The sequence below is a fragment of the Mycolicibacterium novocastrense genome, assembly GCF_001570485.1.
GTDB lineage: Bacteria > Actinomycetota > Actinomycetes > Mycobacteriales > Mycobacteriaceae > Mycobacterium > Mycobacterium novocastrense.
This window is the reverse complement of the sequence record NZ_BCTA01000093.1, coordinates 168,295-189,177: the sequence shown is the minus strand read 5'-3', so window position 1 is coordinate 189,177 and position 20,883 is coordinate 168,295. Positions and strand designations below refer to the sequence as shown.

The window sequence follows — 20,883 nt, the reverse complement described above, 5'->3', positions numbered from 1 at the left end:
CGCACTAGGCTGACCGAATGACCGCCAGCGCGCGGGTCGACGAGTTCGAGGAGCTGCGGCCGCACCTGTTGTCCGTCGCCTACCGGCTCACGGGCACGGTGGCCGACGCCGAGGACATCGTGCAGGATGCCTGGTTGCGCTGGAACGGCGCCCACCACGAGTCGATCAAGGACCTGCGGGCATGGCTGACGACGGTGGTCAGCCGGTTGGGCCTGGACCGGCTTCGTTCGGCGGCGCATCGGCGCGAAACCTATGTCGGGGAATGGCTTCCGGAGCCGGTCGTCACTGCGCTGGACGGCGATGACCCGTTGGCGTCGGTGGTCGCCGGCGAGGACGCCCGGTTCGCCGCCATGGTGGTGCTCGAACGGCTCAACCCGGATCAGCGGGTGGCGTTCGTGCTGCACGACGGCTTCTCGGTGCCGTTCGGCGAGGTCGCCGACGTGCTCGGTGTCAGCGAGGCGGCGGCGCGGAAGCTGGCCTCGCGGGCCCGGCGTGCCGTCGCGGACGCTCCGCCGCCAGTACCCGATGACGCCCACAACGAGGTGGCGGGTGCGCTGATGGCGGCGCTCGCCGACGGTGACATGGAAGCCGTTGTGGCACTGCTTCATCCCGATGTCACCTTCACCGGGGACTCGAACCGCAGAGCGCCGACCGCGCCGCGCGTCATCCGCGGACCGGAGAAAGTGGCTCGGTTCCTGTTCGGGCTGGCCCGCCGCTATGGACCGTCCTGGCTCGAGGCGGGTGTGCCTGCGCTGATCAACGGCCAGTTCGGCAGCTGGACACCGGGATCGCCGGCCCGCGACGGCTATCCGGAGATGACGCCGCGGTTCACCGCGATGACCGTGCGCGACGGCAAGGTCTGCGCGATATGGGATATCGCCAACCCGGACAAGTTCACCGGTTCGCCGCTGAGGGCTCGTCGGTAGCCCACGGAACCCGGCACGCGTCGCCGGAGCCGAAGCCCTGCTCGGTGATGCCCAGCGCCGAGTACATCCGTGCCCGCATGTTCTCGAGACCGATCTGATACGTCAACTCGATGACACCGTCGTCGCCGAACCGTCGGCGAAGGTCGTCGACCTGTTCGTCGGTGATGGTGTGCGGATCGCCGGTCATCGCGTCGGCGTAGGCGATCGCGGCGCGTTCGTCCTCGGAGAACAGCGGCGATGTCGCGTACTCGTCGATGTGCTTGAGGCGGTCGACATCGAGGCCGTCGAGGCGTTGCAGCATCGCGCCGAAGTCGACGCACCACGAGCATCCGACCGTCCGGGCGGCCCAGAACACCGCCAGCTCGCGGACGCTCTTGGGTAGCTTCTTCGACCCCGACTGCAGCATGCCTTCGTGCACGACGTTGGCGATCATCAACCGGGGGTGATGCGCCGCCACGGCGAAGGGCTCGGGGACCTCGCCGAACCGGCGCTTGGCCACCCGGTACAGGAGCTTGGTCAGCAGCGTCGCGCGCTGCGGGGGCAGGGGTTCGATCCGCGTTTTCTGTGCGTTCTCGGTCATACCGGTTAGACGAGACAGCCCGCCGATGTGTGACAGCCGAATGTGCGACATGGCGTCCGCGCTGGTGACACGATGTCCAGGTGGACGCAGGGCGGGGTCCGGGCGGCACAGCGACCGCCGCGGATCTTCATTGCGCCGGCTGCGAAGCGCCGCTGGCGGCGACCGCCAAGTTCTGCAGTGAGTGTGGCGCCGCGGTCGTGCAATCCGCCCGATCCGCCGAGTACAAGCACGTGACCGTGTTGTTCGCCGACGTGGTGCGGTCCATGGACATCGCGGCGGCGCTCGGTGCCGAACGGTTGCGCGAGATCATCACCGACCTCGTCGAACGCTGCGCCGCGGTCATCCGGCGTTACGACGGCACCGTGGACAAGTTCACCGGCGACGGGCTGATGGCGGTGTTCGGCGCGCCCGTAGCGTTGGAGGACCACGCCGCGAGCGCCTGCCTGGCGGCCCTGGGGCTGCAGGAGGAGGCCGAGCGCCTCGCGGCCGACGTCGCACGACGCGACGGTGTCGAGCTCCGGTTGCGCGTCGGGCTGAACTCCGGCCGGGTCATCACCGGCGACATGGGTTCCGGTGCATTCGGTTACACCGCGATCGGCGAGCAGGTCGGCATCGCGCAACGCATGGAGGCGGTCGCCGCGCCCGGTGCGGTGATGCTCAGCGAGTCGACGGCGCGGCTGGTCGACGGTGTGGCCGTCCTCGGTGAGCCCGAGCGGGTACGGATCAAGGGCGCCGAGGAACCGGTTGCGGCTCACCGACTGATCAGCATCAGTAGGCTCCACCGCCCCGATCGGCGCGACGAATCGCCGTTGGTCGGCCGACGGTGGGAGCTGGCGGCTGCCGCGGGGCTGCTGGAGGGCGCGATCGACGGCCACGGCGCCGTGGTCGGGTTGGTCGGACCGCCGGGTATCGGCAAAAGCCGGCTCGCGCGCGAGGTCGCGGCGCTGGCCGATCGGCGGGGCATCGAGGTGGTCCGCTCCTTCTGCGAGTCGCACACCAAGCAGGTCCCGTTCCATGCGCTGGCCGCGTTACTCCGGACGGCTACCGGCGTGGAGCGTCTCGACGGTGCCTCCGCGCGTGCCCGGCTCCGCGCTGCCCTCCCCGATGTCGACGCCGAGGACGTGCTGCTGTTCGAGGATCTGTTGGGCATCGGCGAGCCCCATGCCGCGTCGGCGACCATCACCCCGGAGGCCAGGCGGCGGCGGTTGACCGCGATGGTCAACACCTACTGCCTCGCTCGCAAGATTCCTGCGGTGTACGTCATCGAGGATGTGCATTGGATGGACGAGGTCAGCGAGTCGATGCTGGCGGACTTCCTGACGGTGGTCCCTCAGACGCACCTTTTGACGGTGATCACGTATCGACCCGAGTACCAAGGGATTTTGACGCGGATCCGGGGCGGGCACACCATCGCGCTGGCGCCGCTTCGCGACGCGGACGTGTGCGCGATCGTCGACGCACTGCTCGGCGCCGCCGATTCGGTCGGGGAGCTGCGCGAAACGATTCGCGAACGGGCAGCGGGCAATCCGCTGTTCGCCGAGGAGATGGTGCGCGAACTCGCCGAGCGCGGCGTGCTCGACGGCGAGCCCGGGCGGTTTCGCAACGCGGCAGACGACGCCGGTGTGAGCGTGCCCGCGACTCTGCAGACGACGATCGCGGCGCGCATCGACCGTCTGGACTCGAAAGCGAAGCGCACGCTCTGCGCCGGGGCGGTCGTCGGCGCGGAATTCGGTTTGGATCTCGTGAGTGCGCTCGGGGTCGAACCCGCCGTGGAGGATCTGCTCGATGCGCAGCTCATCGAGCAGATCAGGTTCGGTAGTCGGCCTGAGTTCGTCTTCCGCAATCCGCTGATCCGCACGGTGGCACTCGAGTCGCAGCTGAAATCCGAACGCGCCGAACTGCATCGGCGCCTGGCGGCCGCAATCGAAGAGGGTAGCCCGGCGGGTGAGAACGCGGCATTGATCGCCGAACACCTGGAAGCGGCAGGCGATCTGGCGGCGGCGTACAACTGGCACCTGCGGGCGGCCTCCTGGTCGGTACAGCGCGACATCCGAGGCGCGCGGGCGGGTTGGGAGCGCGCCGCGAAAGCCGCCGACGCGTTGCCCGAGGGCGACCCGAACCGCACGGCCCTGCGCATCGTGCCGAAGACGATGCTGTGCATGTCGACCTGGCGAGTCGGCGGTGGCCTGGCCGACACCGGCTTCGAAGAACTCAGGGAACTGTGTGAGGGTTGCGGTGACTACCTGTCGCTGGCGATCGGCATGTACGGCCAGATCGCTTTGCTGAGTTTCCAGCATCGCCACCGCGAAGCTTCCACGCTGGCGTCCGAGCAATTCGAATTGCTTCAGAGATGCGAGGGTGCGGTGAGGGCGCTCGCGTACATCCATGCGGGCGTGATGGCGAAGATACTCGCCGGGGAGGTGCGAGAGGCGCATCACATCGCGGATTGGGCGGCCGGACTGCTCGAGGGTTACACAGGCGCGGACATGAGCGGCGAGCAGGTCAGCTCGGCGCTGGCGACGGCGTTGATCTGGGGTTCGGTCGCCAAATGTGTTCTTGGCGAACCTGATTGGTTGCAGAGCGCACGCCGAAGTGCCACGCTGGAACGTGAAGTTCACCCGGTCGGGACACTCCTGGTGTTCATTATCGGAATCGGCTACTCGTTCGGCATGCACACAAAGGCCATCGTTGCCGACGATCGCGTCCTTGCGGACACGGAGGAAGCGGTCCGGAAGGGACGGGAGATCGGCGACGTTCTCGCGCTGGCCACCGCTTGTTCGGCCCTGGGACTGGTTCTCACTTCGCAGCCGACGGAAGCCGAGCGGCGACGCGGATTGGAGGCTCTCCGCGAGTCGTGCGACCTGTACGAGGGCAGTTCCATTTTCTCGCCCGCGGTCGGCGCCAGAGTGCGCATCGCCGAGATCGCCGCCGCTTCAGGCGACCTCGACGACGCCATCGAGGACCTGAGATCGATTGTCAACACGCTAGTGCGAAACGAAGAGAAGCTCTTCTCTGTAGAGGCCTTCGCGGTTCTGGTGGAGTCGCTGCTTCGGCGCGGCGGACCCGATGACATCCGGGAGGCGGCCGAGCACATCGACCGGTTCGCGGACATGGCCACCGAACCCGGCGTGGTTGTCAACGAGATCCAGCTGCTGCGCATGCGTGCCCGACTGGCCCGCGCGCAAGGCGACGACAGCGGCTTTCGCGACCTCGTCGAGCGCTATCGCGCCCTGGCGGTCGAATTCGGCTTCCGGGGACACATCCAGCTGGCCGACGCGATGCCTCGCTCCTAGCGCGCGAACATCAACGCGCGCTTGAACTCCTGGATGGCGGGGAGGGGTGCGATACGGGTTTCTGTGCGTTCCGATTCGCGGTCAGGTCCGCGGAGCGGTCGCGTTGCGCACGTGGTCCACGAGCACGTCGTACATGCGCCGCGTCACGTCGGTGTTGTCGCTTCGGACGTTGTAGCCGTGGTCGACGCCGACGACATCGTGATGGCGCACCAGCGCGCCCGCGGCGTCCAGCTTGGCCGCGTACCGGACGCCTTCGTCGCGGAGGATGTCGAACTCGGTGGTGATGACGACCGCGGGGGCGATCCCGGCGAGGTCGTCGGCGTTGGACCCCCACGCCGGCGAGGCGAACCGGTGAGTGCGGTCCTCGCGCCGCGGAATGTAGGCCGTGTCGAAGACCTCAGCCATCCACGGTTTGAGCATGGCGTCACGACCCAGCGGAGAGCGCTTCTCCGCAGCCGGTGTCACCAGGTCCAGCGGCGCATAGTGCAGCACCTGCAGCGCGATCGCCGGGCCCCCTTCTTCGAGGGCCATCCGGCTGACCGCGGCCGACAGGTTGCCGCCGGCGCTCTGTCCGCCGACGCACAACCGGCTGCCATCCCAGTCTCGTTCCTCGGCGGCCGCCCACCGCACCACGTCGAGCAATTGTTGCGCCGCGGTGGGGAACCGGTGGCCGGGTGCGAGTACATAGTCGGTGTTGACGACGACCACCCCGGCGTGCGCGGCCAGGTAGCGACACCACGGGTCGTCCTGCTCCGGATGGCCGGCGACGAAACCACCGCCGTGGATGTTGACGTAGACGCCGGGGCCCGGTGTTGCCGAGGGCGGTGGCCGGTAGATCGTCACCGCGGTGGGTCCGTGCCGGGTCGCGACGACGTCGGTGCTCGTATCGCCCTCGATGTCTCCGAATCGCACGCCCGGCTTCGGTTCGGTGTTGAAGGTTCGGGCGAACAGGCGCGCCACGCCGTCGGCGACGGGCTGCCAGGACAGTATCGACACTGCGCTCCTCTCGGGGGTTGTAGTGGATACAACGGCGAAAGGAGCTCTTCGGTTCGCTATCAGCGCGCGAACATCAGCGCGCGCTTGACCTCCTGGATGGCCTGGGTGACCTGGATGCCGCGCGGGCAGGACTCGGTGCAGTTGAACGTCGTGCGGCAGCGCCACACCCCGTCGACCTCGTTGAGGATGTCGAGCCGCTCGGCGGCGGCTTCGTCGCGGCTGTCGAAGATGAACCGGTGCGCGTTGACGATCGCTGCGGGACCGAAGTACGACCCCTCGCTCCAGTAGATCGGGCAGCTCGTCGTGCAGCAGGCGCACAGGATGCACTTGGTGGTGTCGTCGTAGCGGGCCCGGTCGGTCTGGCTCTGAATCCGTTCGCGCGTAGGCGGATTGCCGCTGGTGACCAGGTACGGCTTGATCGCGCGGTAGGCGTCGAAGAACGGCTCCATGTCCACGACGAGGTCCTTCTCGACGGGTAGCCCGCGGATCGGCTCGATGGTGATGGTGAGCTGCTTTTTCGGGTTCTTCGGCAGCATGTCGCGCATCAGCACCTTGCAGGCCAACCGGTTGACGCCGTTGATCCGCATCGCATCCGAGCCGCACACCCCGTGCGCGCACGACCGACGGAACGTCAGCGTGCCGTCCAGGTACCACTTCACGTAGTGCAGCAGGTTCAGTAGCCGGTCGGTGGGCAGGCACGGAACCCGGAAGCTCTGCCAGCCGCCCGAATCGGCGTAGGCGTCGGGGTCCTCCGGATTGAACCGCGCGATCTTCAGCGTCACCATCACCGCGCCCTCGGGCACGGGCGGCAGCTCGGGGTCTTTGGTGGCCGGGCCTTTTACGTCAGGCGCTAGGGTCATTTGATCAGTACTTCCGTTCCATCGGCTCATAGCGCGTCTGGACCACGGGCTTGTAGTCCAGCCGGATGTCGGACAGAAGGTCCGCGCCCTCCTTGTAGGCCATGGTGTGGCGCATGTAGTTCGTGTCGTCGCGGTTGGGGTAGTCCTCGCGGGCGTGGCCGCCGCGAGACTCCTTGCGGTTCAACGCCCCAACGACGGTGACCTCGGCGAGCTCGAGCAGGAAGCCGAGCTCGATCGCCTCGAGCAGATCGCTGTTGTAGCGCTTGCCCTTGTCGTGCACCGTGATTCGCGAGTACCGCTCCTTGAGCGCGTGGATGTCGGTGAGCGCCTGTTTGAGTGTCTCCTCGGTGCGGAACACCGCCGCATTGTTGTCCATCGACTGCTGCAGAGCCCCGCGGATGTCGGCGACGCGCTCGTTGCCGTGCTCGGAGAGAATGTCGCCGACCCAGTCGACCACCATGCCCGCCGGATTCTGCGGAAGGGGGACATGGTCATGTCCCAGTGCGTAGTTGGCCGCGGCGATGCCCGCGCGACGGCCGAACACGTTGATGTCCAGCAGCGAGTTGGTACCCAGCCGGTTGGCGCCGTGGACGGACACGCACGCGCATTCACCCGCGGCGTACAGCCCGGGGACGATGGTCGTGTTGTCGCGCAGCACCTGGCCGTTGACGTTGGTCGGGATGCCGCCCATCACGTAGTGACACGTCGGGTAGACCGGCACCAGCTCCTTGACCGGGTCGACGCCCAGGTAGGTGCGGGCGAATTCGGTGATGTCGGGCAGCTTGGCCTCGAGCACGTCCTCGCCGAGGTGGCGCACGTCGATGTAGACGTAGTCCTTGTTGGGCCCCGCGCCACGGCCCTCGAGCACCTCGAGCACCATCGACCTGGCGACGATGTCGCGCGGTGCCAGGTCGACGATCGTCGGCGCGTAGCGCTCCATGAAGCGCTCGCCGTCACCGTTCAACAACCGGCCACCCTCGCCGCGCACCGCCTCGGAGATCAGGATGCCGAGGCCGGCCAGACCGGTCGGATGGAACTGGTGAAACTCCATGTCCTCCAGTGGAAGTCCCTTGCGGAAAACGATGCCGAGGCCGTCCCCGGTCAGCGTGTGCGCATTGGAAGTCGTCTTGTACATCCGGCCCGACCCGCCGGTGGCGAACACGATGGCCTTGGCGTGGAAGACGTGGATGTCGCCGGTGGCCAGCTCATAGGCGATGACGCCGGTGGCCACCGGGCCGGACTGCGTTTCGGTGATCGCGATGTCGAGCGCGTAGAACTCGTTGAAGAACTCGACGTCGTGCTTGACGCAGTTCTGATACAGCGTCTGCAGGATCATGTGGCCGGTGCGGTCGGCGGCGTAACAGGCCCGGCGGACCGGAGCCTTGCCATGGTCGCGGGTGTGCCCGCCGAAGCGGCGCTGGTCGATGCGGCCCTCGGGGGTGCGGTTGAACGGCATCCCCATCTTCTCGAGGTCCAGCACCGCGTCGATGGCTTCCCTGCACATGATCTCGACCGCGTCCTGGTCGGCGAGGTAGTCGCCGCCCTTGACCGTGTCGAAGGTGTGCCACTCCCAGTTGTCCTCTTCGACGTTGGCCAGCGCGGCACACATACCGCCCTGCGCCGCGCCGGTGTGGCTGCGCGTCGGGTACAGCTTCGTCAGCACCGCGGTGCGGGCCCGCGGGCCCGCCTCCACTGCTGCGCGCATCCCGGCGCCGCCCGCACCGACGATCACGACGTCGTAGCGATGTTCCTGAATCATGTGAAGCTCACCCTCATGAGATGTTCGCGTCGAAGGTCACCAGCACGTAGCTGCCCAGCACCAGCGTGAATCCCGTCGCCAGCAGCAACAGCGAGTTCAGCCAGAATTTCGTGGTGTTCTTGCGCGCGTAGTCACCGATGATGGTCCGCAGGCCGTTGGCTCCGTGCAGCTGGGCCAACCACAGCAGCGCCATGTCCCAGATCTGCCAGAACGGCGACGCCCAGCGCTGGGCGACGTAGTTGAAGTCGATGCGGTAGACCCCGTCCTCCCACATCAACATCACGAAAAGGTGGCCGAGCGCCAAAAAGACCAGCGCGACGCCCGAGAACCGCATGAACAGCCATGCGTACTTCTCGAAGTAGGGGATGCCGCGCGGGCGCCGTGGTGCTCGCGGGTGGTCCAGGCCGGCCGGCCTGTCGTGCTCTTTCTGCATCACCGGGGCGATACGGCCCTCGCGGTGGTGCGGCGTCCAGGCTCCCGACGGCCCGCCCGCTGGCGCGCTCACAGGAAACGCTCCGCCATGTGCATGCCGATGACGCCCAGCGACGGGATGAAGATCGCCAGGAAGACGCCGACCACGACCCAGAGCATCACCCGCTGATAGCGCGCGCCGTGCTGCCAGAAGTCGATGAGAATCACCCGAACGCCGTTGAGTGCGTGGTAGAGCACGGCGACGACCAGCCCGATCTCCATCAGCCCGATCAGCGGAGTCTTGTAGGTCTCGATGACCTCGTTATAGGCCTGCGGGCTGACCCGCACCAGCGCCGTGTCGAGCACGTGGACGAACAAGAAGAAGAAGATCGTCGCACCGGTGATGCGGTGCAGGACCCATGACCACATCCCGGGATCGCCGCGGTAGAGGGTCCGTCTGCGCGACGGTTGCGATCGTGGAGCAGCTGGGCTCTCGGGTGTCGCAGTACTCATCTGGCCTCCAACGCCTTCGGTGGACGATTGGGCTTCGGAGCTGCACCGGGCGGCAGGTTCCTTCCTGGCGGTCGGTTCCGGTTCGCGCACTTCACCCAAACCTCGGGGCGACTCTAAACCCAGTTGTACTGCTAAACGAACTACGGTTTAGCCGTCGATGTCTTGAAAAACGCCGAAGTTAGGGTTGCCTATTCCGGTTTCCGGCTCCGCGGAGGCGGCATCGGAATGCATTCAGAACCGGCCGGGCGAGGGTGGGACGATGTCGGAGATCAACTGGAAAGCGTTGCGCCGCAAGGCAACAGAAGTATCTGAGAACGCTTACGCCCCATATTCGGGCTTCGCGGTGGGCGCGGCCGCCCTGGTCGACGACGGGCGTGTGGTGACTGGTTGCAATGTGGAAAATGTCTCATATGGTCTTGGTCTCTGCGCGGAGTGCGCGGTGGTCTGCGACCTGCATTCGAGCGGCGGTGGACGCCTGATCGCGCTGTCGTGCGTCGACGCGGCCGGAGAGTTGCTCATGCCGTGCGGCCGGTGCCGTCAGGTGCTACTCGAACACGGCGGGCCCGAGATGGTGATCGACCATCCGAGCGGACCGCGGCCGCTGGCCGATCTGTTGCCCGACGCGTTCGGGCCGCAGGACCTCGCCCGGCGTGGCCGGTCGGGAGGCGGGGAAACTCCGTGACGCAGTTCACATTTGATGCACCGTCGGTGATCCGGACCAAGCGCGACGGCGGGGCACTCTCGGACGCGGCGATCGACTGGGTGGTCGACGCCTACACCCACGGCCACGTGGCCGACGAGCAGATGTCGGCGTTGCTGATGGCGATTTTCCTGCGCGGTATGTCGCCGGCCGAGATCGCCCGTTGGACGGCGGCCATGGTCGACTCCGGCGAGCGGCTGGACTTCAGCGATCTTCGCCGGGGCGGTAAGCCTCTGGCGTTGGTGGACAAGCACTCCACCGGTGGTGTGGGGGACAAGATCACCATCCCGCTGGTGCCCGTGGTGATGGCCTGCGGCGGCGCGGTGCCGCAGGCCGCCGGCCGCGGACTCGGCCACACCGGCGGCACGCTCGACAAGCTCGAGTCCATTGCGGGGTTCACCGCAGAGATCTCGAAACATCATATCCGTCAACAGCTTTGCGACTTAGGCGCTGCGATATTCGCCGCGGGTGAGCTGGCTCCCGCCGACCGGAAGATCTACGCGCTGCGCGACATCACGGCGACCACGGAGTCGCTGCCGCTGATCGCGAGCTCGGTGATGAGCAAGAAGATCGCCGAGGGCGTTGATGCCCTGGTACTCGACACCAAGGTCGGTTCGGGCGCGTTTCTGAAGACGGAGGACGAATCGCGGGAACTGGCCCGCACGATGGTCGAACTGGGTACCGCGCACGGCGTGGCCAGCCGGGCGGTGCTGACCGACATGTCCACGCCGCTGGGCCGCGCCGTGGGCAATGCGGTGGAGGTGGCCGAATCGCTGGAGGTGCTCGCTGGCGGCGGCCCGCCGGACGTGGTGGAGCTCACGCTGACGCTGGCCGCCGAGATGCTGGACGCCGCGGGCCTCGACGGTGTGGACCCGGCCCAGACCCTTCAGGACGGCTCGGCGATGGACCGGTTCCGCGAACTCGTCGCCGCGCAGGGCGGTGATCTGGCAGGGGACTTGCCCGTCGGCCCCCACGCCGAGACCATCACGGCGCCGCGCGATGGCAGGATGGAGAGCATCGACGCGATGGCGGTGGGTCTGGCGGTGTGGCGGCTCGGAGCGGGCCGCTCCGCTCCTGGTGAGCGGGTCCAGCCGGGCGCCGGGATGTACATCCACCGGCGGGTGGGTGAAGCTGTGAGCGCCGGGGAGCCGCTGTTCACGCTCTACACCGAGACCCCCGACCGTTTCGAGCGGGCGATCGCCGAACTGGACGGCAACTGGGCCGTCGGCGACGCCGCACCGCCGCCGCGTCCACTGATCATCGACCGAATCACGAGCGGAGACTAGAACCGGAGAGCGAGATGACGACGCCGCTGACGCTGGACTCGATCAGACAAGCGCCCAAGGCGCTGCTGCACGACCACCTGGACGGCGGGCTGCGCCCGGCGACCGTCCTCGAGCTGGCCGAGGCGACCGGATACGACGACCTTCCGGCCTCCGATGTCGACGAGCTGGCGACGTTCTTCCGCACCGCCGCGCACAGCGGTTCGCTGGTGCGCTATCTGGAGCCGTTCGCCCACACCGTCGGCGTCATGCAGACACCCGAGGCCCTGCACCGGGTGGCCTACGAGTGCGTCGAGGACCTGGCCGCCGACAACGTGGTCTACGCCGAGATCCGCTTCGCGCCCGAACTGCACATCGACGGCGGACTGTCGCTGGACGCCGTCGTCGACGCGGTGATGGCCGGATTCGCCGACGGTGAGAAGGCGGCCAGCGCCGAAGGGCGGACCATCACCGTGCGCTGTCTGGTGACCGCGATGCGGCACGCGGCACGCTCTCTGGAGATCGCCGAACTGGCGATCCGGTGCCGCGACAAGGGCGTGGTCGGTTTCGACATCGCGGGCGCAGAAGCCGGCCACCCGCCCACACGCCACCTCGACGCGTTCGAGTACATGCGAGGGAACAACGCGCGCTTCACGATTCACGCGGGGGAGGCGTTCGGTCTGCCGTCGATCCACGAGGCGATCGCATACTGCGGTGCCGACCGCCTCGGCCACGGCGTGCGGATCGCCGACGACATCACCGTCGCGCCCGACGGCACCGCGCAGCTGGGCCGGCTTGCGGCGCTGTTGCGCGACAAGCGAATCCCGTTCGAAATGTGCCCCTCGTCGAATGTGCAGACCGGGGCCGTGGCCAGCATCGCCGAGCATCCGTTCGACCTGCTGGCCCGGCTGCGCTTCCGCGTCACCGTCAACACCGACAACCGGCTGATGAGCGACACGACGATGAGCCAGGAGATGCTGCGGCTGGTCGAGACCTTCGGCTACGGCTGGAGCGATCTGCAGCGGTTCACGATCAACGCGATGAAGTCGGCGTTCATCTCCTTCGACGAGCGCCTGTCCATCATCGACGACGTGATCAAGCCGCGCTACGCCGTCCTGATCGGCTGAGTCTCCTTCTTTTTCCGCGCGAGCGACCGCGTCTGTCCCCCGACACGCCGCGTGCGCGTGACAGTTTGCGGTCGCTCGCGGCGAAGGCGTGCCCCTATTCGGGGCGGAGTCGGGACTCGACGAACGCCTCCAACGCCTCCCACTGCTCGACGGCCTTGGCGTACGGCGGGCTCGGTGCGCGGACGGTGTCGGGTTCCAGGACGTGGGCGATCAGCCTGCCGAGCGGTTGGTCGGGATCGAGGGCCTGATCGACGGTCGTGTCTTCGGAGTAGTCACCGACATCGCGGAGCAGTTCGACGGCGAGCTCCAACTGGTCGCGGTCGAGCGCGTCGGGCCCGTCGGCGAGGTCGTCGACGATGCCGGTCAACACGTAGACGTTGTCGTCGGTGATCTCCACCTGCAGCGAGCCGTCGGTGGCCGCCGTGCGGATGTCGTCGTAGGTGGCCAGGCCCGACAGGTCGTGATCGTGTTCGTCGGCCAGATAACGTGCCAGCGCCCGCTCGGAGCCGAACACGCTGATGCGCCCGTTGCGGCCGAGGAAGACCGGCTGGTCGTCGAGGTAGCAGCGCAGCGTGTAGTAGGTGCCCGCGCTCGTCATCAACCGGACCGGGTCGATGCCGACCTTGAGCCAGAAGTCCTCGTCGCTGCCGAGCACCTGGCTCTGCGCCTGAGTGGTCAGCGCGTCGGAGTCCTCCTCGGCATCCTCGGTGTCGTCGGCCTCGGACACCTCATCGACCAGCTCGTCGTCTTCGGGTTCCGGCGCAGGCTCGGCCAGTTCGGCTTCCGCCTTCTGCGAGGCGGAGCTGTCGACGTCGGGCGTCGTGATCACCTCGTCGAGCGCGTCGACGACGTTGTCCCAGGCCCGGCCGATGACCGCCTCGATCTCGCCCCACTTCTTACGTCCGCTTCGGCCGGAGAAGGCGTCGATCCCGCCGCCGAGCGTGCCTAGCACCGGGTTGCCGTTGAAAAACCTTGTGACGACGGGCAGTTCACACACCGAGCCGAGCGATGAGACGACCACCAGTGTGCGGTGCAGTTGTCGAACCGCATCCTCGTTGACCTTCTCGGCGACGATCTCGGGCACGCCGATGACGTCGTACTGATGCTCTTCGGCCGGGTCAAGGCGGTGGGCGTTGGCCTCGGTGAGCTTGGCCCATGCGGGGTGATCGACCAGGTCGTTGTCCTTGTCGGTCCTGACGAACGCGACCAGGTCGGCCACCGACTCGAACCCGTACAGATCCTCGTCCTTGCCGAGGAAGGCCTCCCACTCGTCGCCGCCGTCACGCCAGCGTGGAGCCCATAACGTGTACAGGTCGCCCTTGGTCAAGCCGAGCCGGATCGGCACGATGTCAGCAGCCATGGCGGACAGCCTAACGATCGGAACTGCCGGCGAAGCTGGCACAGTGCCCTCACGCCGTCGGGCGCCAGAACCCCTGGAAACCTTGCCCGGCGTTGGTCGTGCGGATCGGCGAGAGTTGCACCGGGTCGCCGGCCTCGATCATCTGGCCGTTCCCGACGACCATCGCCACGTGACCGTCCCATATCGCGAGGTCGCCCGGCCGCAGGTCGCCGGCCCCCACGGGGGCGCCGACGTCCTGTTCCTGGGCCAGCCGCGGGAGGGTCAATCCGGCTTCCGAATAGGCCCACTGGGTGAGCCCGCTGCAGTCGAGGCCGACACCCGGCGTGGTGCCGCCCCAGTCGTACGGCACTCCCAGCTGGGTCAGGGCATACCGAACGGCGCTCGCGGCCACCGCGTTCGGTGCGGTTGCCGTGCTGCCGTCCGGCAGCCGCACCGCCACGCCGTCGCCGAACCTCGCGGCATCAGGCGGCTCGGGGCGCGACCACTCGGCGATGTCGCGCACGAGCGAGCCGAGACCGCCCGTGCTCGCACCGGATGCCAGTCCACTCGCACCGGAACCCGCTCCGCCGGCCGGCACACCTCCGCCGCCGAATCCGGGGGCACTGAACCCCGCGGGCGAGGTCGGCGCCGGCCCGGTCACCGGCGCCGACGGTGCGGTGGGAAAGCCGTCGGCGTGCCCGTCCAGTTCGGCGCGCAACTCGTCGACCACCGCGACGGCCTCCGCGAGTGAACGCCGCGCCTCGGCGACCAACTCCTCCGTCACCCCCGGCGAGTCGAGGAACGGCTCGAGCGCTGCCGCCCGCGCCTCGAAGGTGTCCACGATGTCGCTCAGCCGCTCCCGAGCGCGCGCCACCGCGGCGTCTGCCGTCTCAGCCGCCGCACCGAGCCGCCCCACCCGCTCCGCGAGCTCATCGGTCCGCGTGACGGCCGCGGTGAACACGCCCGCAGCTGCGTCGGCACCCGCGCCTGCCCAGTGCTGCGCCGCGCGGCCCCACGCCTGGCCCACCGACGCCGACACCTCGCGCAGCGCATGGTGCGCATCGCGCAGGGCGGTCGCGAGCTCGGCCGCCGAACCTGACCCGACCAGCGACTGGACCTCCCGCAGCGGCGCCGTCAGCCCGGCGATCAACCCACTCGGCATCGGCTACAGGCCGAACACCCGTGCGCCCGCGCGTTCGTCGGCGTCGTCGTAGGCGAGCGCCGTCCGGTAAGCGGCGTCACCGCTCGCCGAGGCATCATCGCCCAGCGCGGCCACCCCGCGGGCCTCGCCCTGGATGGCGTCGGCCAGCGCCGCGAGGAACGGCCGGCCGACGGGACCGAACGCGGCCGCGGATGTGGTGACCGCGGCCAGCTTCGAAGCGATCGAGGCCAGTTCGTCGGCATGGGCGGCGGTGGTCGTGGCCAGCGCCCGGACCGCGTCGGTGTCAGCGTGCATATGGAGTAGGACGCGGCGCAGCGACCCTCGGTTCCCGCTATGGTCGCCCCATGGATGTGCGCGTGGTCGATCACCCGCTGGCGGCCGCACGACTGACCACTCTGCGCGACGAGAACACCGACAACGCCGCCTTCCGGGCGGCACTTCGCGATCTGACGCTGATGCTGGTGTACGAGGCCACCCGCGACGCCGCGGTCGATACCGTGCCCGTGCGCACCCCGCTCACCGAGACGACCGGCTGCCGGCTGGCCAACCCGCCGTTGCTCGTACCGGTGTTACGCGCCGGCCTCGGGATGGTGGACCAGGCACACGCGTTGATACCCGAGGCGCGCGTGGGCTTCGTCGGCGTCGCACGCAACGAGGAAACGCACCAGCCGACACCGTATCTGGAGTCGCTGCCTGCGGACTTGAGCACGCAGCCGGTGATCGTGCTCGACCCGATGCTGGCGACGGGCGGTTCGATGGTGCACACCGTCGAACTGCTGTATTCCCGGGGTGCCGTTGACATCACGGCGGTCTGCGTCGTTGTGGCCCCCGAAGGCCTTGCCGCACTTGAGAAGGCGGCACCGAACATCCGGCTGGTCACCGCGACCATCGACGAATGCCTCAACGACATCGCTTACATCGTGCCGGGCCTCGGCGACGCCGGGGACCGCCAATTCGGCCCGCGTTAAAGGCGCCCGGCGACCTCGCGTAGCTCGTCCTGCACGCGCTGTGCCCGCTCCCGGGCGGCCGCCAGATCGTTGACCTCGCTACAGCGAACCTCGATGTAGGACTTCACCTTCGGCTCGGTGCCGGAGGGTCGCACGACCATGCGCACCGAGACGTCGTCGTCGCCTCCGGTCATGACCACTGCGTCGGTGCCCTCGTCGGGCAGCAGATCGGTGACGGTCACCTCGTAGCCGGCGAGGCGTTCGGGTGGTGTCTCCCGCAGGCGTTTCATCACCGCGGCGGCCTCGTGAGCGTCCTCGACGAGTCGCGACACCGCGGTCGTGGTGTGCACACCATGGCGGCGGGCCAGGTCGTCGAGCGCATCGAGCAGTGTGTGCCCGCGGTCGCGCAGCGCGACGATCAGATCGCAGATCAACACCGCCGCGCTGATGCCGTCCTTGTCGCGGACCGCAGACGGATCGACGCAGTGCCCGATCGCCTCCTCGTAGGCGTACACCAGCGTGCAGCCGGGTAGGTCGACGTCGGCGCGTGACAACCACTTGAAGCCGGTGGGTGTCTCGACGTGCCGCGCTCCGTGCTCACGCGCGATCGCCGAGAGCATGCGCGACGACACCAGGGTGCTGGCCACGACAGTCGTCTCCATCACCGGTCCCGGCTCTATCTGCGAGAGGATGAAATCGCCGAGCAGCCAACCTGTTTCATCGCCGGACAGCATGCGCCACCCGTCGGGCGTGGGAACGCCGACCGCACATCGGTCGGCGTCGGGATCCAGTGCGATTGCGACGTCGGCGTCGACGTCGGCGGCCAGTCTCAGGACGGCTTCGACCGCCTTGGGTTCCTCGGGGTTGGCCGTGGAGACGGTGGGGAAGTCGGGGTCGGGCGCGAACTGCTCGTCGACGACGTGCACATCGGGAAGGCCGGCGCGCACGAACGCGTCGAGCGCGAACTCCCCGCCCACACCGTGCAGAGGAGTGAACGCAATCCGGACCGCGCCGTGGGTGTGCCGGAGAGTGGCGGCGCGTTCGACGTAGCGCTGGATTTCGTCGACGCCACCGGGGCTGACCTCCTGCCGGGGGATCTCGTCGGCGTGCGGCGCCTCGGTCATGGCCGCCTCGATCTCGTGATCGGTGGGCGAGTTGATCGGGAAGCCGCCTCCGAAGAACACCTTGAAGCCGTTGTCGGACGGCGGGTTGTGCGAGGCGGTGATCTGGATGCCGGCCGCCGCGGGGCGATGGCGTACGGCGAACGCGAGGGTGGGCGTGGGTACGGCGGTGAGGAACAAGGTCACGGGAAAGCCCTGTGCGGCAAGCACTTCAGCGGCGGCCAGCGCGAAGTCGTCGGATCCGTGCCGGGCGTCACGGCCGACGATCACGTCCTGCCCGCCCAGTCCTCGATCCTTGAGCACCTTGGCCACCGCCCAGGAGGCCCGCAGCACCACGGCGAGGTTCATCCCGCCGGGGCCGGCGCGTAACGGCCCGCGCAGGCCTGCGGTGCCGAACGTCAAGGGGTGTGCGAACAGCTGCTCGAGTTCTTCCTCGGAACACTCCGAGAGCTCGGCGGCGGTCTTGGGATCGGGGTCGTGAGAGATCCACTCCTGCGCAGTACTTGTGGCCGGCGACGCAGTCATGCGGTTAGTGTGCCCAGTTTCTCGGCCGCATATTCCGGCGACTTCGACCTCACAGCCGGGCGATGACCGCGGCGAGCAGGGTGCCCATCCGCGTCGCGGACTGACGTCCGGCCTCCAGCACCTCTTCGTGGTTCAGCGGCTGACCCGTCATGCCCGCCGCGAGGTTGGTCACCAGCGAAATCCCCAGTACCCGGGCGCCGGCCGCGCGGGCGGCGATGGTCTCGTGCACGGTCGACATGCCGACGAGGTCGGCGCCCACCGTGCGCAGCATCCGGATCTCGGCGGGCGTCTCGTACTGCGGCCCCGGCAGGCCGGCGTAGACGCCGTCGACGAGCGTCGGGTCGATCTCGCGGGCGAGCTCACGCAGGCGCGGTGAGTACGCGTCGACCATGTTGACGAACTGCGCACCCACCAGCGGTGACCGGCCGGTCAGGTTGAGGTGGTCGCTGATCAGCACGGGCTGTCCGACGGTGAAGTCCTCGCGCAGCCCACCCGCGGCGTTGGTCAACACGACCGTGTGCACACCGCAGGCGCAGGCGGCGCGGACCGGATGCACGACATGACGCAGGTCGTGCCCCTCGTAGGGATGGATGCGGCCCACGAAGACCAGCACACGATGCTCGGCGATGCGCATCGACAACACCTGGCCGCCGTGCCCTTCGGCGGTCGGTGGCGTGAAACCCGGCAACTCCGCGACCGGAACCACGGCGACCGGATCACCCAGCCGTTGCACCGCCGGCGCCCAGCCCGAACCGAGCACGACGGCGACGTCGTGGCGCTCGACGCCGGTGCGCTCGGCGAGCGCTTCGGCCGCCTCGGCGGCCACCGCCTGGACATCGGTCACAGTGGGCGAGCTTATCTGTCGGACCCCGACGCCCGGCCCCGATGAGATGGCGCAGTGAGATACTGCCAAGATGCCAGCACTCACCGCGTCGGACGCCGTTGAGGACGCCGTCCGCCGACGCCGTGACGATCTGGTCGAACTTTCGCATTCCATCCACGCCGAGCCCGAACTCGCGTTCGCCGAACACCGCAGCTGCGCCAAGACGCAGGCGTTGGTCGCCGAGTACGGATTCGACGTCACGCAGGCGCCCGCGGGGCTCGAGACGGCGTTTCGGGCCGAATACGGAAGCGGGCCGCTGGTCGTGGGCATCTGCGCCGAGTACGACGCGCTGCCCGGTATCGGGCACGCCTGTGGACACAACATCATCGCTGCGTCGGCCGTCGGCACCGCCTTGGCCCTGGCGGAGGTGGCCGACCGACTGGGATTGACGGTGGTGCTTCTCGGTACGCCTGCCGAGGAGGCCGGCGGCGGGAAGGTGCTGCTGCTGAACGCGGGCACGTTCGACGACATCACCGCCTCGGTGATGCTGCATCCCGGCCCGCTCGACATCGCGGCCGCGCGATCGTTGGCGTTGTCGCAGGTCGCCGTCCGGTACGAGGGCAGGGAAGCCCACGCCGCCGTCGCGCCGTACCTCGGCATCAACGCCGTCGACGCGATCACCGTCGCGCAGGTGGCGATCGGGCTGCTGCGCCAACAGATGGCGCCGGGCCAGATGGCGCACGGCATCGTCACCGACGGCGGCCAGGCCACCAACGTCATCCCGGCACGCGCCGAGATGCAGTACACGATGCGGGCCAACGACGCGGCCTCGCTGCGCGAACTCGAACAGCGGATGGCGGACTGCTTCTTGGCCGGGGCAGTGGCCACCGGTTGCGGGCACGACGTCACCGAGACCGAACCCAGCTACCACGAACTGACCCCGGACACCTGGCTGGCCGAGACGTTCCGCGCGGAGATGCAGCGGATGGGCCGCGAGCCGGTCGCTCCCGAACTGGAGGCGGCGTTGCCGCTGGGCAGCACCGACATGGGCAATGTCACGCAGGTGATGCCCGGGATCCATCCGATCGTCGGCATCGACGCGGGCGGGGCGTCGGTCCACCAACCCGCGTTCGCCGAGGCCGCCGCGAGCCCGAGCGCCGACAGAGCGGTGGTCGAGGGCGCGGTGATGCTGGCCCGCACGGTGGTGCGGTTGGCAGAGACTCCCGGCGAACGCGACCGGGTGCTGGAACTGCAGACGAGGCGGGCGTCATGAGCGTGCTGCCCCACGCCGCCGCCCGGTGGCTGTCGGCCCACTTCGATGACCTCGTCAAGTGGCGTCGCCACATTCACATGCATCCGGAGCTGGGGCGACAGGAGTTCGCCACCACGCAGTTCGTCGCATCGCGGCTGGCCGACGCGGGCCTGAACCCGAAGGTGCTGCCCGGCGGCACCGGCCTGACGTGCGACTTCGGGCCCGAGCACGGGCCGCGGATCGCGCTGCGCGCCGATATGGACGCATTGCCGATGGCCGACCGCACCGGCGCGCCGTACGCGTCGTTGGTGCCGGGCGTCTCACACGCCTGCGGGCATGATGCGCACACCGCGATCCTGCTGGGCGCCGCGCTGGCGTTGGCGTCGGTGCCGGAACTTCCCGTCGGGGTGCGGCTGATCTTTCAGGCCGCCGAGGAGCTGATGCCAGGCGGCGCGATCGACGCGATCGCTGCCGGCGCACTGTCGGGGGTCTCGCGGATCTTCGCGCTGCACTGCGACCCGCGGTTGGCGGTCGGGAAGGTGGCGATGCGGCCCGGGCCCATCACGTCGGCCGCCGATCAGCTGGAGGTGACGCTGCATTCGCCCGGCGGTCACACCTCGCGGCCCCATCTCACCGGTGACCTCGTCTACGGGCTCGGCACGTTGATCACGGGGGTGCCGGGCGTGCTGTCGCGTCGCATCGACCCGCGCAACAGCACCGTGATGGTGTGGGGCGCGGTGAACGCGGGCGTCGCAGCGAACGCGATCCCGCAGACCGGGACGTTGGCGGGCACCATCCGGACCGCGAGCCGCGACACCTGGGAAACACTCGAAACGATTGTGCGGGAGATCATTTCGTCGCTATTGGCGCCGCTGCACATCGAATACACGGTGCAGTACCGTCGCGGTGTGCCGCCGGTGGTCAACGAGGAGATCTCGACACGCATCCTCACCCACGCGATCGAAGCGATCGGCTCCGACGTGCTGGCCGACACCCGGCAGTCCGGTGGTGGCGAGGACTTCTCGTGGTACCTGGAGGAGGTGCCCGGCGCCATGGCCCGGTTGGGCGTGTGGACGGGTCGGGGCCCCCAGTTGGATTTGCATCAGCCGACGTTCGACCTCGACGAGCGGGCGCTCGCGGTCGGAGTGCGGGTCCTAGTCAACATCATCGACCAGGCCGCCGCGTTCTAACTGCCGCGAGCGACCGTGTTTGCCCCGCAACACGCCGCGGTGACCGGGCAGTCGACGGTCGCTCGCGCCCATTGATCGTCCCCAAGCCGCACTTCAT

General features: G+C 68.6%; 18 protein-coding genes and 1 pseudogene. 8 read left to right on the top strand and 11 right to left on the bottom strand.

Going from position 1 to position 20,883, the window contains the following annotated elements; translation table 11 throughout:
- The first annotated feature begins 17 nt into the window (after positions 1 to 17).
- Positions 18 to 926 carry a sigma-70 family RNA polymerase sigma factor gene (locus RMCN_RS27805; protein ID WP_067396078.1) on the top strand — a complete coding sequence of 303 codons (909 nt, stop codon included), beginning with the start codon at positions 18 to 20 and terminating at the stop codon, positions 924 to 926.
- On the opposite strand, the pseudogene RMCN_RS27800 reads toward RMCN_RS27805, so the two are convergent.
- Positions 895 to 1,539, bottom strand: a pseudogene (locus RMCN_RS27800) (carboxymuconolactone decarboxylase family protein); the annotation flags it as partial. The gene RMCN_RS27805 and the pseudogene RMCN_RS27800 sit on opposite strands and share 32 nt — an antisense overlap.
- Before the next feature lie 47 nt (positions 1,540 to 1,586).
- On the opposite strand from RMCN_RS27800, the gene RMCN_RS27795 reads away from it, so the two are divergent.
- On the top strand, positions 1,587 to 4,799 hold the full coding sequence (locus RMCN_RS27795) for an ATP-binding protein (RefSeq protein WP_234787813.1): 3,213 nt from the start codon (positions 1,587 to 1,589) through the stop codon (positions 4,797 to 4,799).
- A gap of 81 nt (positions 4,800 to 4,880) precedes the next feature.
- Here RMCN_RS27795 and RMCN_RS27790 read toward each other — a convergent pair whose 3' ends face one another.
- From RMCN_RS27790 to sdhC, 5 genes are all read right to left on the bottom strand, one after another.
- Complete coding sequence (locus RMCN_RS27790; RefSeq protein WP_067396321.1) at positions 4,881 to 5,711, bottom strand: alpha/beta hydrolase; 831 nt, start codon at positions 5,709 to 5,711, stop codon at positions 4,881 to 4,883.
- A 143-nt stretch (positions 5,712 to 5,854) separates the two neighbouring features.
- Positions 5,855 to 6,655, bottom strand: coding sequence for a succinate dehydrogenase iron-sulfur subunit (locus RMCN_RS27785; protein ID WP_064413367.1), 801 nt, complete (start codon positions 6,653 to 6,655; stop codon positions 5,855 to 5,857).
- Between the two features lie 4 nt (positions 6,656 to 6,659).
- Positions 6,660 to 8,414: a succinate dehydrogenase flavoprotein subunit gene (sdhA, locus tag RMCN_RS27780; protein WP_067396074.1), complete on the bottom strand. Its 1,755-nt coding sequence runs from the start codon at positions 8,412 to 8,414 to the stop codon at positions 6,660 to 6,662.
- 13 nt (positions 8,415 to 8,427) lie between these two features.
- Positions 8,428 to 8,919 carry a succinate dehydrogenase hydrophobic membrane anchor subunit gene (locus RMCN_RS27775; RefSeq protein ID WP_174523737.1) on the bottom strand — a complete coding sequence of 164 codons (492 nt, stop codon included), beginning with the start codon at positions 8,917 to 8,919 and terminating at the stop codon, positions 8,428 to 8,430.
- Positions 8,916 to 9,338, bottom strand: coding sequence for a succinate dehydrogenase, cytochrome b556 subunit (gene sdhC, locus RMCN_RS27770; RefSeq protein ID WP_084377806.1), 423 nt, complete (start codon positions 9,336 to 9,338; stop codon positions 8,916 to 8,918). The genes RMCN_RS27775 and sdhC overlap by 4 nt, the downstream gene beginning before the upstream one ends.
- Before the next feature lie 259 nt (positions 9,339 to 9,597).
- Here sdhC and RMCN_RS27765 point away from each other — a divergent pair, with 259 nt between their 5' ends.
- From RMCN_RS27765 to RMCN_RS27755, 3 genes are read left to right on the top strand one after another with little or no spacing between them, the layout of a single operon-like run.
- On the top strand, positions 9,598 to 10,020 hold the full coding sequence (locus tag RMCN_RS27765) for a cytidine deaminase (protein WP_067396067.1): 423 nt from the start codon (positions 9,598 to 9,600) through the stop codon (positions 10,018 to 10,020).
- Entirely contained in the window at positions 10,017 to 11,324 is a 1,308-nt protein-coding gene (locus tag RMCN_RS27760; RefSeq protein ID WP_067396063.1) for a thymidine phosphorylase, read from the top strand. The genes RMCN_RS27765 and RMCN_RS27760 overlap by 4 nt, the downstream gene beginning before the upstream one ends.
- Before the next feature lie 14 nt (positions 11,325 to 11,338).
- The gene (locus RMCN_RS27755) at positions 11,339 to 12,427 is read left to right on the top strand and encodes an adenosine deaminase (RefSeq protein WP_067396060.1); all 1,089 of its coding nucleotides are present in this window, start codon (positions 11,339 to 11,341) and stop codon (positions 12,425 to 12,427) included.
- A 94-nt stretch (positions 12,428 to 12,521) separates the two neighbouring features.
- Here RMCN_RS27755 and satS read toward each other — a convergent pair whose 3' ends face one another.
- From satS to RMCN_RS27740, 3 genes are read right to left on the bottom strand one after another with little or no spacing between them, the layout of a single operon-like run.
- Complete coding sequence (gene satS / locus RMCN_RS27750) at positions 12,522 to 13,787, bottom strand: protein export chaperone SatS (protein ID WP_067396056.1); 1,266 nt, start codon at positions 13,785 to 13,787, stop codon at positions 12,522 to 12,524.
- A gap of 49 nt (positions 13,788 to 13,836) precedes the next feature.
- Positions 13,837 to 14,928 (bottom strand): C40 family peptidase, encoded by a 1,092-nt coding sequence (locus tag RMCN_RS27745; RefSeq protein WP_067396052.1) that lies wholly within the window; start codon positions 14,926 to 14,928, stop codon positions 13,837 to 13,839.
- Positions 14,929 to 14,931: 3 nt separating this feature from the next.
- Positions 14,932 to 15,222 carry a type VII secretion target gene (locus tag RMCN_RS27740; RefSeq protein WP_067396049.1) on the bottom strand — a complete coding sequence of 97 codons (291 nt, stop codon included), beginning with the start codon at positions 15,220 to 15,222 and terminating at the stop codon, positions 14,932 to 14,934.
- A gap of 50 nt (positions 15,223 to 15,272) precedes the next feature.
- On the opposite strand from RMCN_RS27740, the gene upp reads away from it, so the two are divergent.
- A complete protein-coding gene (gene upp, locus RMCN_RS27735; RefSeq protein ID WP_067396047.1) occupies positions 15,273 to 15,896 on the top strand; it encodes a uracil phosphoribosyltransferase in 624 nt (207 codons plus the stop codon).
- On the opposite strand, the gene RMCN_RS27730 is transcribed toward upp, so the two are convergent.
- Entirely contained in the window at positions 15,893 to 17,521 is a 1,629-nt protein-coding gene (locus RMCN_RS27730) for a phospho-sugar mutase (RefSeq protein ID WP_067396044.1), read from the bottom strand. The two genes, upp and RMCN_RS27730, sit on opposite strands and share 4 nt — an antisense overlap.
- A gap of 49 nt (positions 17,522 to 17,570) precedes the next feature.
- Positions 17,571 to 18,365 carry a purine-nucleoside phosphorylase gene (locus tag RMCN_RS27725; RefSeq protein WP_067396040.1) on the bottom strand — a complete coding sequence of 265 codons (795 nt, stop codon included), beginning with the start codon at positions 18,363 to 18,365 and terminating at the stop codon, positions 17,571 to 17,573.
- 70 nt (positions 18,366 to 18,435) lie between these two features.
- Here RMCN_RS27725 and RMCN_RS27720 point away from each other — a divergent pair, with 70 nt between their 5' ends.
- Positions 18,436 to 19,617 (top strand): M20 family metallopeptidase, encoded by a 1,182-nt coding sequence (locus tag RMCN_RS27720; RefSeq protein WP_067396036.1) that lies wholly within the window; start codon positions 18,436 to 18,438, stop codon positions 19,615 to 19,617.
- On the top strand, positions 19,614 to 20,786 hold the full coding sequence (locus RMCN_RS27715) for an amidohydrolase (RefSeq protein ID WP_067396033.1): 1,173 nt from the start codon (positions 19,614 to 19,616) through the stop codon (positions 20,784 to 20,786). Before RMCN_RS27720 ends, RMCN_RS27715 begins: the two co-directional genes overlap by 4 nt.
- Positions 20,787 to 20,883 lie beyond the last annotated feature (97 nt).

What these genes read in the sequence shown, in the direction of transcription:
- RMCN_RS27805 (WP_067396078.1), top strand. Translation starts at nt 18, where the DNA reads ATGACCGCCAGCGCGCGGGTCGACGAGTTCGAGGAGCTGCGGCCGCAC.
- RMCN_RS27785 (WP_064413367.1), bottom strand. Translation starts at nt 6,655, where the DNA reads ATGACCCTAGCGCCTGACGTAAAAGGCCCGGCCACCAAAGACCCCGAG.
- sdhA (WP_067396074.1), bottom strand. Translation starts at nt 8,414, where the DNA reads ATGATTCAGGAACATCGCTACGACGTCGTGATCGTCGGTGCGGGCGGC.
- sdhC (WP_084377806.1), bottom strand. Translation starts at nt 9,338, where the DNA reads ATGAGTACTGCGACACCCGAGAGCCCAGCTGCTCCACGATCGCAACCG.
- RMCN_RS27765 (WP_067396067.1), top strand. Translation starts at nt 9,598, where the DNA reads ATGTCGGAGATCAACTGGAAAGCGTTGCGCCGCAAGGCAACAGAAGTA.
- RMCN_RS27755 (WP_067396060.1), top strand. Translation starts at nt 11,339, where the DNA reads ATGACGACGCCGCTGACGCTGGACTCGATCAGACAAGCGCCCAAGGCG.
- satS (WP_067396056.1), bottom strand. Translation starts at nt 13,787, where the DNA reads ATGGCTGCTGACATCGTGCCGATCCGGCTCGGCTTGACCAAGGGCGAC.
- RMCN_RS27745 (WP_067396052.1), bottom strand. Translation starts at nt 14,928, where the DNA reads ATGCCGAGTGGGTTGATCGCCGGGCTGACGGCGCCGCTGCGGGAGGTC.
- RMCN_RS27740 (WP_067396049.1), bottom strand. Translation starts at nt 15,222, where the DNA reads ATGCACGCTGACACCGACGCGGTCCGGGCGCTGGCCACGACCACCGCC.
- upp (WP_067396047.1), top strand. Translation starts at nt 15,273, where the DNA reads ATGGATGTGCGCGTGGTCGATCACCCGCTGGCGGCCGCACGACTGACC.
- RMCN_RS27730 (WP_067396044.1), bottom strand. Translation starts at nt 17,521, where the DNA reads ATGACTGCGTCGCCGGCCACAAGTACTGCGCAGGAGTGGATCTCTCAC.
- RMCN_RS27720 (WP_067396036.1), top strand. Translation starts at nt 18,436, where the DNA reads ATGCCAGCACTCACCGCGTCGGACGCCGTTGAGGACGCCGTCCGCCGA.
- RMCN_RS27715 (WP_067396033.1), top strand. Translation starts at nt 19,614, where the DNA reads ATGAGCGTGCTGCCCCACGCCGCCGCCCGGTGGCTGTCGGCCCACTTC.